General features: G+C 59.2%; 14 protein-coding genes and 4 pseudogenes. 10 read left to right on the forward strand and 8 right to left on the reverse strand.

Features of this window, described 5'->3' with window-relative positions; translation table 11 throughout:
* The first annotated feature begins 1,040 nt into the window (after positions 1-1,040).
* The 6 genes from L0U84_RS43565 to rpsU all read left to right on the forward strand — a co-directional run bounded on the left by L0U84_RS43565 (position 1,041) and on the right by rpsU (position 3,544).
* The gene (locus L0U84_RS43565; protein ID WP_233860343.1) at positions 1,041-1,244 is read left to right on the forward strand and encodes a cold-shock protein; all 204 of its coding nucleotides are present in this window, start codon (positions 1,041-1,043) and stop codon (positions 1,242-1,244) included.
* 277 nt (positions 1,245-1,521) lie between these two features.
* Positions 1,522-1,746 (forward strand): hypothetical protein, encoded by a 225-nt coding sequence (locus L0U84_RS43570; protein ID WP_233860344.1) that lies wholly within the window; start codon positions 1,522-1,524, stop codon positions 1,744-1,746.
* Between the two features lie 506 nt (positions 1,747-2,252).
* The gene (locus L0U84_RS43575) at positions 2,253-2,543 is read left to right on the forward strand and encodes a hypothetical protein (protein WP_233860345.1); all 291 of its coding nucleotides are present in this window, start codon (positions 2,253-2,255) and stop codon (positions 2,541-2,543) included.
* Between the two features lie 76 nt (positions 2,544-2,619).
* A complete protein-coding gene (locus L0U84_RS43580; protein WP_233860346.1) occupies positions 2,620-2,859 on the forward strand; it encodes a hypothetical protein in 240 nt (79 codons plus the stop codon).
* Positions 2,860-2,930: 71 nt separating this feature from the next.
* Entirely contained in the window at positions 2,931-3,146 is a 216-nt protein-coding gene (locus L0U84_RS43585) for a hypothetical protein (RefSeq protein ID WP_230561998.1), read from the forward strand.
* Positions 3,147-3,331: 185 nt separating this feature from the next.
* Entirely contained in the window at positions 3,332-3,544 is a 213-nt protein-coding gene (gene rpsU / locus L0U84_RS43590) for a 30S ribosomal protein S21 (RefSeq protein ID WP_233860347.1), read from the forward strand.
* Positions 3,545-3,880: 336 nt separating this feature from the next.
* On the opposite strand, the pseudogene L0U84_RS43595 reads toward rpsU, so the two are convergent.
* Positions 3,881-4,417: pseudogene (locus tag L0U84_RS43595) on the reverse strand (transglutaminase-like domain-containing protein); the annotation flags it as partial.
* 162 nt (positions 4,418-4,579) lie between these two features.
* On the opposite strand from L0U84_RS43595, the gene istA reads away from it, so the two are divergent.
* Together istA and L0U84_RS43605 are read left to right on the forward strand one after the other, a co-directional pair.
* Positions 4,580-6,079, forward strand: a complete 1,500-nt coding sequence (istA, locus tag L0U84_RS43600; RefSeq protein WP_233856269.1) for an IS21 family transposase — start codon at positions 4,580-4,582, stop codon at positions 6,077-6,079.
* Positions 6,076-6,417: pseudogene (locus tag L0U84_RS43605) on the forward strand (ATP-binding protein); the annotation flags it as partial. The gene istA and the pseudogene L0U84_RS43605, both read left to right, overlap by 4 nt.
* Positions 6,418-6,445: 28 nt before the next feature.
* Here the strand turns inward: L0U84_RS43605 and L0U84_RS43610 are convergent.
* Entirely contained in the window at positions 6,446-8,503 is a 2,058-nt protein-coding gene (locus L0U84_RS43610; protein ID WP_233845960.1) for a recombinase family protein, read from the reverse strand.
* Positions 8,484-8,651: a hypothetical protein gene (locus tag L0U84_RS43615; protein WP_011493047.1), complete on the reverse strand. Its 168-nt coding sequence runs from the start codon at positions 8,649-8,651 to the stop codon at positions 8,484-8,486. The genes L0U84_RS43610 and L0U84_RS43615 overlap by 20 nt, the downstream gene beginning before the upstream one ends.
* A 300-nt stretch (positions 8,652-8,951) precedes the next feature.
* Here L0U84_RS43615 and L0U84_RS43620 point away from each other — a divergent pair.
* A pseudogene (locus L0U84_RS43620) lies at positions 8,952-9,437 on the forward strand (ATP-binding protein); the annotation flags it as partial.
* A gap of 11 nt (positions 9,438-9,448) precedes the next feature.
* Here the strand turns inward: L0U84_RS43620 and L0U84_RS43625 are convergent.
* The 4 genes from L0U84_RS43625 to L0U84_RS43635 all read right to left on the reverse strand — a co-directional run bounded on the left by L0U84_RS43625 (position 9,449) and on the right by L0U84_RS43635 (position 11,118).
* Positions 9,449-9,781, reverse strand: coding sequence for a hypothetical protein (locus L0U84_RS43625; protein WP_326491260.1), 333 nt, complete (start codon positions 9,779-9,781; stop codon positions 9,449-9,451).
* 204 nt (positions 9,782-9,985) lie between these two features.
* Entirely contained in the window at positions 9,986-10,336 is a 351-nt protein-coding gene (locus tag L0U84_RS44345) for a response regulator (protein ID WP_442794141.1), read from the reverse strand.
* Between the two features lie 224 nt (positions 10,337-10,560).
* A complete protein-coding gene (locus L0U84_RS43630) occupies positions 10,561-10,794 on the reverse strand; it encodes a DUF6723 family protein (RefSeq protein WP_233860349.1) in 234 nt (77 codons plus the stop codon).
* A 36-nt stretch (positions 10,795-10,830) separates the two neighbouring features.
* Positions 10,831-11,118, reverse strand: a complete 288-nt coding sequence (locus tag L0U84_RS43635) for a hypothetical protein (RefSeq protein ID WP_233860403.1) — start codon at positions 11,116-11,118, stop codon at positions 10,831-10,833.
* Positions 11,119-12,165: 1,047 nt separating this feature from the next.
* Between L0U84_RS43635 and L0U84_RS44350 the strand changes: the two are divergent.
* A pseudogene (locus tag L0U84_RS44350) lies at positions 12,166-12,373 on the forward strand (IS110 family transposase); the annotation flags it as partial.
* Between the two features lie 720 nt (positions 12,374-13,093).
* On the opposite strand, the gene L0U84_RS43645 reads toward L0U84_RS44350, so the two are convergent.
* Complete coding sequence (locus L0U84_RS43645; RefSeq protein WP_233860351.1) at positions 13,094-13,954, reverse strand: DMT family transporter; 861 nt, start codon at positions 13,952-13,954, stop codon at positions 13,094-13,096.
* Between the last annotated feature and the right edge of the window lie 35 nt (positions 13,955-13,989).

Consider the following 13,989-nt stretch of genomic DNA (forward strand, 5'->3'; position numbering starts at 1 on the left):
GCTCAATGCGCGATGTCGACCCACACTACACTGCTCCCAGATGGGCGCGTGCTCGCGGCGGGAGGAGGCTACCTGACTTCATCTGAGCTGTTCCATTGAACGCGCACCAGCGGCGCGGATGCCCCGGCAACGGTGGCGACCGAGATCCAGAAACGGCTCGTGAACGACGACAGGTATCCAAGGTCCACTGAGCAGTGCCGGCGGATCTTTCTTGCAGTCGTAGCGATCGCGCAAAGCCGCATCCGGGTGAGTTGCCCCATGCCGGACGTCTGAGTTGGCGTGAACGTACCCGATGGTCCACGTCGAACGCTCGCGGGAGTTCGACGACTGTCTCCTCATGGATGGTCAGGAGACCTCCGAACGTCGGGGTTGTTGGACTGCTCGGTGACTGCTTGTGGCCGGTAGTACCTGTTCACACAGATTGCCCGAAAGCTGCCGCTGGGGATTCCAACGTCCAATCCGGGGAACGCTGATCGAACTGGTGCTCTCGGCCACCAGCGGTCGGTCAAGGTCACCCTCCAATTTGAATATCCAAGGTCTCGTCCGCCCATGCTCAATGGCCGGTTTCCGGCGAGCGAATTGCCGGTGGGCACTGCCTCAACGCGGCCATGAGCCGCCCTTCACTTTGAACTCGCGCAGTAATTCCGGCGTCGGCTGCGCTTTGGAAACGGCCAGTCAGTGCGCTGATCTGATGCAAATTCAGGAAAGGCGGTGCGCAGTTCCGTCTGTTCGATCCCCTCGCAGAAGGTGCGGTGCCGCCCCAAGCTTGCGCCTGCCGGCCACTGCCTGTCTAACCTGCGCGCCATGCCACGCAGGTCCAGTCGCTTTGTCTGCAGAACGGGCCATCTGGTGAAACAGTTACAAGATAGTTATTGACGCTGATAGCATCCGACGGGTACGGTGTCGTCTGAACTTCAAGAAGTTCGATTGCTGTTCATCAATTGCTCGCTCCTCAGCGGTATTCCTTGTCCTCTCCCTCCTTGATGCTTCACGCGCTCCTTAACAGAGCAAATTTCTCTATTTTTTCTCAAGGAATCTTCATGGATACCGGTATCGTCAAGTGGTTCAACGACAGCAAAGGCTTTGGCTTCATCACCCCAGACAATGGCGGAGACGATCTATTCGCGCACTTCTCCGAAATCAGCGGCGACGGTTTCAAGACGCTGGCTGAGAATCAGAAGGTCAGCTTTGAAACGAAGCGAGGCCCGAAGGGTCTGCAAGCGGCTAACATCAAGTCGCTGTAAAGTTTGAAGGGCCCGGTCTCCCGCGATGGAGGCCGGGTTGCAGCGACACCCGCGCGGAGCTTCGTCCGCTAAAGTTGGCGCGATCACTCTTAGTTGCACCTGTTTGTTCATCAGCTTACCAGGCGCTACACGCCTCGTTACGCTTCAATTTCCCTCCGGCCGCAACGCCTCTTTTCGCTTTCCGGCTGCGTCAGATTCTGCTCGCAAGAGCTTTGAATCGGTGTACCCGTGCACATTTCGCACGGCACGCCCTCAATCGAACATCATTAAAATTAAAATGCACAACGAACAAATTCAACAATACAACGGCTATGCCGTCCAAGCCTCGGTGCATCGTTTGCCCGACGGCAGTTTTTCATCCAACCTGCTGCTCGAACGCACCGATAGCGCGCGCACCGAAGGTCGCTACCAGTTCTATTCGCTCGATTACTTCACGAGTGAAGAGCAGGCGCTGCAGCACTCGACACACTGGGCACGCAACTGGGTCGACACGCGCGGTTAAAAGGCGACGCACCGGTTCGAGACAACCAACACATGTGAGACACCAGGTCGACGACGCACCTGGTTCGTCAATAGACGGAGCGCCTCATATACCGGATGATCCCAGATCGGGGTTTCGAGATTCATGTTGACCTGACGTCCTCGGCAGAGGACCTATTCAACATGAGCTTTTCAGCTAAAAAGTAGTGGCACAACGCAACGGGCCGCATTTCGCCGCCGCTGACGCGGCACCACGCGCATGCCCGCAGTGATGCGTTTTCCCGACTTCGTGAACGAAGCAGAGACAACAAAACATTCGCTGTACAAATAGGGCAATGGGTGTAGCATGAAAGCGTTGATTGACCCACAGCCCTTCTCTGCACCTCCCCAGTTGCCTTTTCCAACGGAATCGGGCCGCTCACTTTCATCACAGGCCGAACAACACGGCCGATCATGTGAAGACTGAACTCAGTCGCTCACACTCTTTTCCCGTTTCGTCGCGTGTTGACGCGGCCTTGAAGGAATTTCATGACAACCGGTTTCCGTCACTACCGTGGACTGGAAGTTTGTCCACTGGTTTATCCACATCGTGCCACCGAGCCCGGAGGTGGACACAACTACGACGAAGGGTTCGACGCCGCCGTGCGTATCCTGGAGCCGGCAAGCTCAGGGGAAGCGCCCCGCAGCCGCGTATTCCGGCTTGCGGTGACAAGGCCCTTCCAGAGCGCCGGCGACGCGCGGCGTGCGTCGACTGCCTATGCGGAACGCCTCATCGACACGTGTTCCCAAGACACGAACATCCTCAATCTGGTGTTGTAATTCGCACCTCGCTGCACACCGGAACCCATCGCCACACGTCCGTGGCGGGACACGCAGGCAACATCGGAGATTTGACATGGAAAGAGCAGATCTCTTGAAGTGGATTCGACGCGACGGCTCTGGACTTGTCGACCGGTTTCTGCCGTCAGGGGCCCGCGCCGAGCTCGAAGAGGTGATCCTCGACGGTCGCCACGAGGTCGACGCGGATGCTTATCTGATGTTTGTGTCAGTTCGCGCACTGCTGCGGAAGGACGGCATGGCGAACTGCGATTCGGATCGCGAGGCCGGCCGGATCATGGCCCTGCTGAATGCGTGACGCAGCCCATCCCAGTCACGCGACGTTGGCGCAACGGTGATCGCGGCGCGGCAAACGAACAAGGAACGACAGTGCGCTTCAATTCGACGCGATTCATCATCGACCCGACGCCCCGCAGGGCTGATGGCGAATACATGGCTCATGCCCGCATCAGTAGCAGCCGTGCGGATGGGAGCCAGTACGCCGTTCATCTAAGTGGTGATCTCGCGGGCTTCGACGTGCGCGAAGACGCCATTGCCCATGCGAAAAAATGGGCGCAGGAGTGGCTGGACGTGCGCTTTGGCTGAAGGGAGTCTCACATCGACAAGGGGTTATGGTACGCACCACCGGAGCAAAGGCGTCGGGCCACAAGGAGCACCGATCGTGTCTCTACCCCTGCATCAGATGACATTCATCGCAACGAAACCGAGCAGCGAACCTCGTCGCGGACGTCCAGACGAGTCACCGCGCAAACTCACAACCAGGAAGAAAATTGACTACTGTAATTCCCAAGCTGAACGAACCGGTGGAGGTCGCGTTGCGCCGCTTCCGACGTTCGATCGAGAGCACCGGTTTGATAAAGGAACTGCGGGCCAGAACAGCTTATGAAACACCGACTGCGAAACGCAAACGAAAAAAGGCTGCCGCTGTGGCCCGACTCGGAAAACAGATCAAACGGTCGTTGCCACCGAGGAAGCTGTATTGAGCCGAAGTTGTGATGCGGGTAAGCGAGCGGCGGCTGTACATCCCAGAGCAGTCGTTGTTGGCTCTGCGGTCTGGATGACAGCAATGGGGTCGGGAGGACGCACTGCCGAGTGGCCGCTTCGGGGCAGCGGAATCCCACTGGCTGCTTTTCAGCTATGAATTTGAGGAGCGGACGGACGCGGCCCGACCCGGAAGGGACATCTGCGAGGCCTGATTATCGGTCATTCGACGAGGTCGGACGTAGCAACTCTTTAAGATGCCTGCACACTGAACGTCTTTGCGGCCGCCTCTCGCGCTGGGCAACGCACAGACTCTGCCGGCTTGAAATACGGGCCGGTCATTCCTGGTCGCAGTGGACCTCGAAGTGTGTTAGTGCGGCGGCCCCGAATGCGTTGCTGATTGCAACGTCTGCGGCATCTCGACCGTACGCCATCAACACACGCCCAATGCGCGGCGCGTTGTTTCGTGGATCGAAGGTCTGCCAGGCACCCCCGATATAGGCCTCGAACCACCCTGCGAAATCCATCGGCGCAGCAACGGGCGGCAAGCCCACGTCACTGATGTAGCCGGTGCAGTAGCGCGCCGGGATGTTCATTGCGCGGCACAGCGCGATGCCGAGATGCGCGAAATCGCGGCATACCCCTTTGCGCTCCCGATATACATCCCACGCGGTCTTGGTGGGCCGCGCATGCCCGTAGTCGAATTCGATGTGCCCGTGTACGAAGTTGCAGATTGCCAGCACAGTGTCGCGCCCTGGTGTGCATTGGCCAAAAATCTGCCAGGCGGTTTCGGCCAGCAAATCCGTTTCGCAATAGCGGCTCCCTAGCAGGAAAACGAGCGTATCGTCGGGCAACTGTTCCACCGGATGTCCCCAACCTGGGGGGCGACAATGATTTCGTCCGGTGTACCGACATTCATCTTGGCCGGTAGTGAGGAGTCGGAGGCGGCGTAGCCGCCGCAGACGACGAACTGCCGGCGGCGCCGGGTCGGCGAGGTCTAGGATGGCTGACTGAATCTAAAAAGAGGCGGTCAGCCCATGTCTGGAACCCGCATTACCGACCAACAGGTCCGCCTCTACATGAACCACCGCAAACTTCATCCACAGAAGCTCGCTGCAGCGAAGTCGGGCATAAGCGAGCGCACGGCGCGACGCGTCGAACGTGAAGCCGGACTACCGTCACAGCAGCCCCGGCGCTACTGGCGCTCGCGCCCTGATCCGTTCGCCGACGTGTGGGAGATCGAAGTCGTCCCATTGTTGCGCTCGTCGCCAAGGCTGAAGGCGATCACCCTGCTGCGCAAATTGCAGGAGGACCATCCCGAGCGCTTTCCCGACAGCATGCGTCGCACGTTTGAGCGGCATGTCAGCCAGTGGCGCGCGCTCGAAGGGCCGAACCAGGAAGTATTCTTCCCTCAAACGTATCAGCCGGGCGCGCGAGGCCTATCGGACTTCACACACATGGACAAGCTGTGTGTAACGATCGGCGGCGTCCCGTTTAACCACCTGCTTTATCACTTCGTGCTGGCGTTCTCGCGCTGGGAGTACGCCAGTGTGGTCGATGGCGGGGAGAGCTTCCAGGCGCTCGCAACGGGATTGCAGAATGCGCTGTGGCAGGCCGGCGGCTGCCCGCGCGAACACCGCTCCGACAGTCTGTCGGCAGCCTTCAGAAACCTGCAGGAAGAGGAAGACTTCACGGTTCGCTATGCGGCACTGCTCGAACATTACGGGATGGAAGGCACGCGCAACAACCGTGGCATGGGTCATGAGAATGGCAGCGTCGAATCCTCGCATCGCTATCTGAAGGATCAGGTCGATCAGGCTCTGGAGTTGCGCGGTCACCGCGATTTCGCGGACCGGGCCGCGTACGACGAGTTCGTGCGCGGGGTGGTGATGCGCCGCAACCGGCGCAATGCTGCAGCGTTCCAGATCGAGCGCGAACACCTGCTGGATCTGCCTGAGCACCGTACCACCGACTTCGCCGAGGAGGAAGCACGCGTGACACGCTGCGGCACGTTCACCGTGCGTTGCGTCCTGTACAGCGCCCCGTCGCGGCTGATCGGTCATCGCCTGAAGGTACGCCTCTACAGTGACCGGCTCGATTGCTATCTGTCCGGCGCGCTCGTGCACAGCACGGCGAGAGCCACGCACACGAGCAAACGGCGCGGTCGCGGCATCGACTACCGGCACTTCATCGACTCGCTCAAACGCAAGCCGCAGGCCTTCAGGGGTCTCGCGTTCCGTGACGATCTGTTTCCGCGTGAGGCCTACCGACGGACCTGGGAGCGCCTGGAGGAGGCGCTGACGCCGCGCAGCGCATGCAAGACCATCGTGGGCTTGCTTGAGCTGGCAGGAAACCACGGCGTCGAGGCGCAACTGGCGCAGAGACTCGACGCATTGCTGGAACTCGGTGAACTGCCCGATCTGAAGGCGCTGTTCGCTGAGTTCGCGCCGCGCCAGGCCGAGTGTCCGGTGGTTGTCGTCGAGATGCCGTCCGCCGCGCTCTATGACACGTTGCTCGATGAGGAGGTGCTCGCATGAACACCGCCTACGATGCTGGCCGTATCGCGCTGATGCTCAACGAATTGCGCCTGCCAACGATCAGTCGATTATGGCCGGACTTCGCTGAACGCTCGGACAAGGAAAGCTGGCAGGCGTCCCGGTTACTCGGCGCATTGCTCGAACATGAACTCGCCGAGCGGGCCAAACGAAGAATCGAGCGTCACCGTACCGAGTCACATCTGGATCTGACCAAGACGCTCGCCACCTTCGACTTCGGCGTTGTGCCGATGGTCTCGAAGGCGCATGTGATGGCGCTGGCCACCGGCGATTCGTGGCTTGAGAAAGGCGCCACGATCCTGATGTTCGGTCCACCCGGGCACGAGACATAATGCTCACCTCCCTATGTCATTGAAGATCAATGGATAATTGATTTGAGTTATCTGATTGCGGACGGTCCGCAGCTCGTCGCTCCAGATAATTGTCGACGTCCACCTGCTGGATGATCCATGGCGCACCCAGACAAGCCTGTGACGCCGGCAACCTCCCGACTCGAATCAGGCGGATGACGGTTGGCGCACTGATACCCAGCAGGGTGGCTACTTCTGTAACCGTCAGTTCGCGGCGCTCCTGCCGTTCGCCTTCGCGATATGCAGGGATTCGATGGTCCTTCCGCAGCGTGCAGATTCGCGCGGCGGTCCAGGTGTGGCCCTTCGCCGTCCGTTTGCCTAGTCGATTGATGACCGCCGCTACGCCTTGATCTGCCAACGTTCTCGCCAACGCGCGAACGATGTCTATCGTTGCGACATCGGTGGCCCAGCGATGCTCACCTGTGTGGTTCTTCTCGAACACGATCTCGGTGTGATCGCCTCCTTGCCAATGCACGAGTGCACGAATCGTGTCGTCCTGCTTTGTGGCAACGATCTCCTTGACGACCGTCCTAAGAATGCGTTTCTTGATCTCGACCGAACTGGCCGGGTGGTGCCATAGCCGGGGCAGGTCTTCACCGAGTCGCAGAAGTTCATCACGCGCGCCCGCACTCAGCGCCCTCGATGACTGTTCGCGCAGGAGGTCGAGTTCGGTCTGTATTTGCACCTGCGTCTTCAGCGTTTCATTCCACCGTCGCTCAAGTTCCGCCGCAACCAGCCGGTTCTCAGGATCAATCGCATCGTATTGCCGACGTGCTCGCGCAGCTTCATACCGCGCCTGTTCAAGTGCCAGCTCCTTGTGCCGCACGCGTTCGTCCTGCTCTGTTCGTGTACGTTCAATGGCCTCGAGTGATGCACGAATACCTAACGGTTGAAGTTGGCGCAAAACTTCTTCAGTAACGCGTTGATCAACACGAACCGCACCAAACGAAATGCAGCGAGGGCCACCATGATTGATCATGCTGCCCTGACAGTTGTACCGCGCGACGGTGCCTTTGGTGCCGGAATACGCAACGTGCAGCTTGCGCCCGCAGTGACCGCAACGAAGCAGTCCCGCCAGAAGCGAGCTCCCGCGCTTGACAGCGCCGCGGACCATGCTGCCCTTCATGTTCGCGTTATTGGTAATCAATTTGCGGTTCGCCTCGTACTCGTCCCAGCTAATGTAGCCCGCGTGGTGCTCGATGATCAAGGCCTGCCATTCCTCGCGCTGAAGGGGGTTGCCCGCAAACACTCGCTTGCGTCCGTTCACAATGCGAGCAATAGTCCGGGTCTTGCCAAACGCGTATGCGCCGCCATAAGTCGGATTCGTCAGGATGTGCAGAAGGGTGTTATAGACGGGAAGCTTCCATACAATGTGGCGACCGTCCGGGCCGTAGTTCACCGCGGGTAGCTCAATGCATTCCTGTCGAATCCATAGGAGGACCTGCCTGACGCTACCAAACTCGCGAAACTTCCGGAACGCCAGATCGAGCGCTTCCCGGACGCGGGTATCAGGATCCTTCTCGATACGATTTCCTTGTGCACGCACATAACCGATTGGCACCGACGTGAACAGTTCACCGCGTTTGGCTTTCTGATCAAGAGCCGCCTGTGAGCGTTGGCGAAACGTCGAAAGCTCCATCTCGGAAAGCGTGCCCTTCATGCCTAACAGGAGGCGATCGTTAGGCTGTCTCGGATCGTAAATTCCATCTTCGTCAATCAGCAGGCATCCTACAAGACGGCAGAATTCCAGAAGCGTGTGCCAGTCACGACCATTGCGCGCAAGACGCGAGGCTTCGATGCAGAATACGGCACCCACTTCGCCGCTGCACAGTGCCACCAATAGGCGCTCGAATCCGGGACGATGATTGCCAGAGCCGGAGCGACCCAGGTCGTCATCGATAACCGTCGCATCTGGCCAGCCAAGTCCGCGTGCGCGATCGGCAAGCCCGTATTGGCGCAACTGGCTCTCGCGATTGTGGTGGACCTGATCCAGCGTTGACTGACGGACGTACACGTATGCACGACGGGAAAGGTGTTCAGCGCCGATCTTGCTCATCACGCGCCTCCGCTTCGATGACGTCGATCAACGCGAACATCAGCAGCGCCAGTTGCGTCACCAGCTCGGCTTGCATCTCCTCTGATACTAACGCCTCCGGCACAGTTTCCTCGAACAGATCCTTCTGCCTCGTCATCTGGTTGCGCATCTTTGCCTCCCTCAGGTGTTACCGCCGCAAAGCACGATAACGCCGTGTCGACCAGGCGCAGAAGTTCGATCAGCACCGCATGAGGCAACTCCGGCTGGACGACGACAGACATGCGGGCAGCATCCTCGCCTGCCATCCACGGCGGAAGATGCGTCAGAGTGCCATCGGGCTGCCTGATAGTCAGATACGACTCGCCCCGGTAATTGTTCATCCCGATGACGGTTATCCGTTCACCGCAGCGAGGGTGAAACGGATAGCGGATGATCACATCATCGCAATGATGATGGGCAGTGTGTAGTGGGTTCGCCCGGCAGCGGGAAAAGTCACTTGGGGTCCGCCATCGGCCATGCGTTAATCGACGCCGGCTATCGCGTATTGTTCACGCGCACCGGCGAAATCGTGCAGAAGCTCCAGGTCGCGCGCCAGAGTCTGCAGCTGCCTTCGGCGCTGGCGAAGCTTGACCGGTTCGACCTGATCATCCTCGATGATCTGTCGTACGTGAGGAAAGACCAGGCCGAAACCAGCGTGCTGTTCGAGTTGATCGCCGAGAGGTATGAGCGGAAAAGTCTTCTGATAACGGCCAACCAGCCGTTCTCCGGCTGGAACGACGTCTTCCCGGACCCCGGCATGACGGTGGCCGCCATCGACCGGCTCGTCCATCACTCGACCATCTTTGAGCTGAATGTCGAAAGCTATCGGCGCCGCACAGCCAGCGACAAACAGAAAGAGCGCCGCCGTCAATTACCCACTGACACCCCGAACGGAGCGACAACCATGACCCCCTGACGCAGCGACAATCACCTCGGCCGACCGGCCAAGATGTTTGTCGGTAAACCGGACTTCCTGCTTGACGCTATCCACCAACCATCGTCGGGGCGCGTTTCCATGGCATCTGGCACGTTCAGCAGCGCCGTAGTGCGCAACGCCACTCGTCCGATGGGCGCGACAATGCGGCTGCACAGGTTACCGAACAGATCGCGATACTGGCTGATTGATAACGGCGGGTCGGTAAGGAGCAAATCCGCCAGGATAATGTCTTTGGCATGCGAAAAATGGGTATTGAGCATCAGCATCATCGGCGTAACCTGCGGGCACTCGTATGACAGATCATATCCGACGCGAAGCTTCATGATTTCTCCTTGGCTCGCATGATTTCCGGGGCGTTTGCCTGATATTGCGGAGGAGCATCGAAAGCTCACTCCACGGCTCATGGCATCCGGCGCATTTCAAAGCAGCAGCACGGAAAACGGCGGCTACTGGTCGGACGCGGCGCGACGCGATGACCGACGGACTTGTCCCGGGTTCGACCAGTAAGCGGCAAACAACGCGTCTGATTAGTGGTGCGTCCAGTCTGCCATAAGCGCGAGAAGCTTAGTGGGCGAGTAGGGTTTCCGAAGAAATGCGGTGGGCCGGACATCACTTGGAAACATATCAATCGCCGATAGCAGCAGGAAAGGAATACGCGAGTAGACCGGATGTGTCGCCAGCGACCGCCACAACTCAATCCCTCCCATTACAGGCATCATGTTGTCCGAAACTATGATATCTGGAGCTTTCGCATGCACCGACGCCAGTGCAAGCGCTCCATCATTTGCAATGTCTATGGAGAAACCTGCCTGCTGTAGGATTGTCCCAAGCGCGGAGCGCAAAGATGGATCGTCGTCGACGATAAGGATAGTTGGCACAATTAGCCCGGAAAACGTGCGTCAAGACGCAACAAAGAGTCCTATTCCGGATGTGCAGAGTTATGTTCATTGCACGCGGGAGGTCAGATACCTCGTCACCCCATACAGCCATCAACCGCCGCAATTACTGTGCCCGAGCAGGGCATAAAATAGGCGCTTGAGCTAATAACTAGCGCCATGCAAGCCCATAACAGTTATGCGGCGACGTTCCTCGGGCTATCAGATCACTCTGGAACGGCAATATCGCCGCTTACCAGTTTCCAACCGTAGGCCGTGGCGAAGTCCTTGGCGCTCTGGGGATCTTTGCATACGGGCATGTCTGCACACCCGTCGAACGGATAAATGACCCGCTTGTCGGAGAGACGGATCACCTTCAACGTCGGAACAACGCCAACCGTTGTCCGACGAAACGATGCAGCGACTTCATAGTGCTGGCTTCCACGCTTCAATTGCTGCATTCGTGTGTCCTCGCGATCGTGAGATGTTCTGCACGCCTATAGATCGCGCAGCGACTGCCCGTCGACCTGACCGTCGATCAGTTGCTCGGCATATTCGCTTGACGCCTTGCGCGCCTCACCCGCCTCACCAAACGGCAACCGATGTGGAACGCGAAATACGCGGCTGGCCGTCAATGTATGGTTGGTGCCTCGGCGACAAATCCTGACAGCAGCGTCGAAGCCCCCCCCACCGTAGTCGAAAGATCCCACGGCTCCGCGGGGATTGTGGGGATAGACGAGGGGATAAATCTCCAACCCCCTGTAAGTTCTGATGCACTCGCTCATGATGTAGTCCAAGGCTGTGTGTCATGATGGGAAGCAATCGGGACCGCCCAGCATGCGGCAAATGGGCGGTGCGGCAAACGAAAAGGCGATGCAATGCGTCCTGCTGGCCGCAATGTAGTTATCGCAGCGGCGAAGCGTGCGGGATCGGCGTCCGGAGACGGAATATCGCTTCCTCTGGAGGAGGCAGAAAGCTAACCAGGACTAGGCGGGACCGGGTGACGCCCAAGGGCACTCCAATGGACGACAGGCGATGGGAGGAAGCTGGAAGCGATGCGTCTAGTGTATCACCAACCCAGTAGTGGGCCGCTCTTTTGAGAAGCGTCAGATCAGTCGGCCGGTTGTCAGAGTATGCTTCCGGATGCGTAGTTCGACCGCCACGGGTCCTTCACAACATAGCCAACGACATCGCCGCGCTCCGGCAACACATGCGTGATCTAGGATGATCTGTTCGAGTTTGAAGAATAACTTCGATGAGCCCCCCGTCTGGGCGCCGCGGTGTTGGACATCTATATGCCTGTGGCGGGATGAATCGAGTGCTTACGATTGTCAGCGATCCGGCCGTCGATGTTGAATGACCGATTGTGGCCGATTGGGTGAGGTCGCCAACGGCCGCCTACTGGCACTCCAGTTTGCAGATCCCGAATTTGGCTGACTGACCGGTTTGGAGAACGTTGTCTGACCGGAGCGGGTCGCAAGTACGCGTTGGCGACGGCGAGACGCGTCACTCACGATCGCTGAGGTGCGAACGGCCGGAGAGTGTTCCGAAGCTGACCGACCAATGCCAACACCTGAGCGTCTCCTATGGCCGACAACTTGCCAGCCGAGTCATGGCGCGAATGACCTGTTTGCGATCTGCCGCACCCCTCACATGAGGCCCCAAGGCAGGCGCGTCTGCAGCCAGCGGATGCGCGAACGGCGACACAGGCGTTCAAGCCCGGCGCTATCCATGCACTGCGCTCACGACATGATCCTTTGGGGCGCCACGACTGCCTTGGAGTCCGAAGTCAGGGCCTCGCTAGGACGCTTGCCCTGCAGCATGCCGCAGGTCTGCTCGTGGAACTGGGATGGCGCTGGCTGCGCCTCCAGCCAGGCAGCCTCCTGACTGAGTGGTTCAACCGGCGCTTTGCGGGCAACGGCAGCCGAACGACGGGTGGGCATCGTCGCGCTGGCACGGCGCCTTGCCTTTGCGCTATGGCGCTACCTGGAACACGCCGAGATCCCGGCCGGGGCCTCGCTCAACCCTGTTGTCCCCTGAAGTGCCGGGTCAACATCGTTCGCCTAGTCTGGCAAGGAACGCATCATGATGAGAGGTCGACACACCCGTACCGTCGGCGGGTCACCGCACGGTGACCGAAGCCAAAGATGGGGCGCGCCGGTAACTGGGATTTGCCAGTGCGCCTTGCGCGCATGCTGCATGAGGTGCAGGCCATCTTTGCACTGCACGGATAGAAGTTCGTTTCGGCACTGACTGGAACGCTCGCCACCCCCGACCTCAGATCAAGATCGAATCACCGTGCGACACGACCGTTTCACATCACTCGCAACACAAAGGTGCCGGGGTGAAATCTGATGCGTCTACCTGACGATCGAACACGGCTTGACAAACAACTCCCCATAGAAGCTGACGGTCGCCGATCAACGCCTGTGCGCCGGCTGAAGTTCGCTTCACGGACCTTCGCAAACCCGTGCCAACGAATGTCTCCTCTCTCGTGACGAGTGAGTCTTCGCGACCCTCTTCGGACATACGCGGTTGTTATCGCTCGAAGACCGCTTCCAAAGGCGCAACGGCCACTCGTGCTGCCACGTCGGGCGCCCATACGGCCGCCAACGGCGATACAAATGGCGAACTTCGCCCGTGGCGGCCTGTCGAGTCGCGTCGATTCCTTGAGCGGCTTCGAGATGCAGCGATCGCTCGGTTACTCGAGTACCAAAATCAGCGCTCGACCTTTGCTGACGACGGTGTCGGGTCATCGGCTCATCTAGCCCTGGACGACGCGGCGATCATCGCGGCGCCGAGAGTGGTTGTGAAAACGCCAGCCCATTGAGTGCGGCTCAGGCGTTCTCTACGAAGCACGAGACCGAACATCGCAGTCACACCACCTGACAACGCGCTAAGAACGGTCACTACGGCGCTTCCCCCATGCCTCATCCCAAGAACCAAAAAGCACAATGCGCAGACATTTGTGCTTGATTGCAGTATGAATACGGGAGAGCGGGCCAACCCTCCAGTCTGTGAAACCTTACGAATACACCCGAGAGCCGACACGCAAAACGTGACGCCATAGTTAGCTAACAATACGGTCAAGGTTCCGAGTCGAGGGATCGCATAGTGCCCTTGCAACCAGAACGCGATGCCGTAAAGAATGGCTGCTGCACACGCAAACATCAATGCGCGCCGTCCTGTGCGCGACTCCGAACCTCGAAGCTTGAGGCCTGCTGCCAAGGGTATCCCACCAAGGCAAATGAGCACTCCGGTCGTCGCTCTTACGGTGAGCGACTCTCCCGAGCACAGGGAAAGGACTGTAGTCACCGCGCCGTAGCACATCGCGATCGGGGCAACGACCGCGCTCTGACCGATAGCGAGACCGCTCGTGAGGCAGAACGATGCGGAAACTGATGCTGCCGTCGCTGCCGCAATGGATAATGAGCCGCTCGCGTCGACAAGCGGCCGCATCGCACCGGGCTGAATGCCCAGCCATACAGAAACGGTGGTCAGCCCAATCGCGCTTGACAGGAACATCGTCCCGGCAACTCCGCCCTTCTCCGCCATCGATTTCGCGAGAAAGTCAGCCAGACCCCAGCACATCGCCGCGCCGATGCCAAACAGTACGGACATAAGGCACCCCCTATAGGCGATCAACCTAACACGGT

Source organism: Paraburkholderia sp. HD33-4 (assembly GCF_021390635.1).
In the GTDB taxonomy this organism is placed as follows: Bacteria; Pseudomonadota; Gammaproteobacteria; order Burkholderiales; family Burkholderiaceae; genus Paraburkholderia.

Bases quoted from the DNA above. Each gene is read 5' to 3' on its own strand.
- L0U84_RS43565 (WP_233860343.1), top strand. From the start codon at position 1,041: ATGGATACCGGTATCGTCAAGTGGTTCAACGACAGCAAAGGCTTTGGC.
- L0U84_RS43570 (WP_233860344.1), top strand. From the start codon at position 1,522: ATGCACAACGAACAAATTCAACAATACAACGGCTATGCCGTCCAAGCC.
- L0U84_RS43575 (WP_233860345.1), top strand. From the start codon at position 2,253: ATGACAACCGGTTTCCGTCACTACCGTGGACTGGAAGTTTGTCCACTG.
- L0U84_RS43580 (WP_233860346.1), top strand. From the start codon at position 2,620: ATGGAAAGAGCAGATCTCTTGAAGTGGATTCGACGCGACGGCTCTGGA.
- istA (WP_233856269.1), top strand. From the start codon at position 4,580: ATGTCTGGAACCCGCATTACCGACCAACAGGTCCGCCTCTACATGAAC.
- L0U84_RS43610 (WP_233845960.1), bottom strand. From the start codon at position 8,503: ATGAGCAAGATCGGCGCTGAACACCTTTCCCGTCGTGCATACGTGTAC.
- L0U84_RS43615 (WP_011493047.1), bottom strand. From the start codon at position 8,651: ATGCGCAACCAGATGACGAGGCAGAAGGATCTGTTCGAGGAAACTGTG.
- L0U84_RS43625 (WP_326491260.1), bottom strand. From the start codon at position 9,781: ATGAAGCTTCGCGTCGGATATGATCTGTCATACGAGTGCCCGCAGGTT.
- L0U84_RS43630 (WP_233860349.1), bottom strand. From the start codon at position 10,794: ATGCAGCAATTGAAGCGTGGAAGCCAGCACTATGAAGTCGCTGCATCG.
- L0U84_RS43635 (WP_233860403.1), bottom strand. From the start codon at position 11,118: ATGAGCGAGTGCATCAGAACTTACAGGGGGTTGGAGATTTATCCCCTC.
- L0U84_RS43645 (WP_233860351.1), bottom strand. From the start codon at position 13,954: ATGTCCGTACTGTTTGGCATCGGCGCGGCGATGTGCTGGGGTCTGGCT.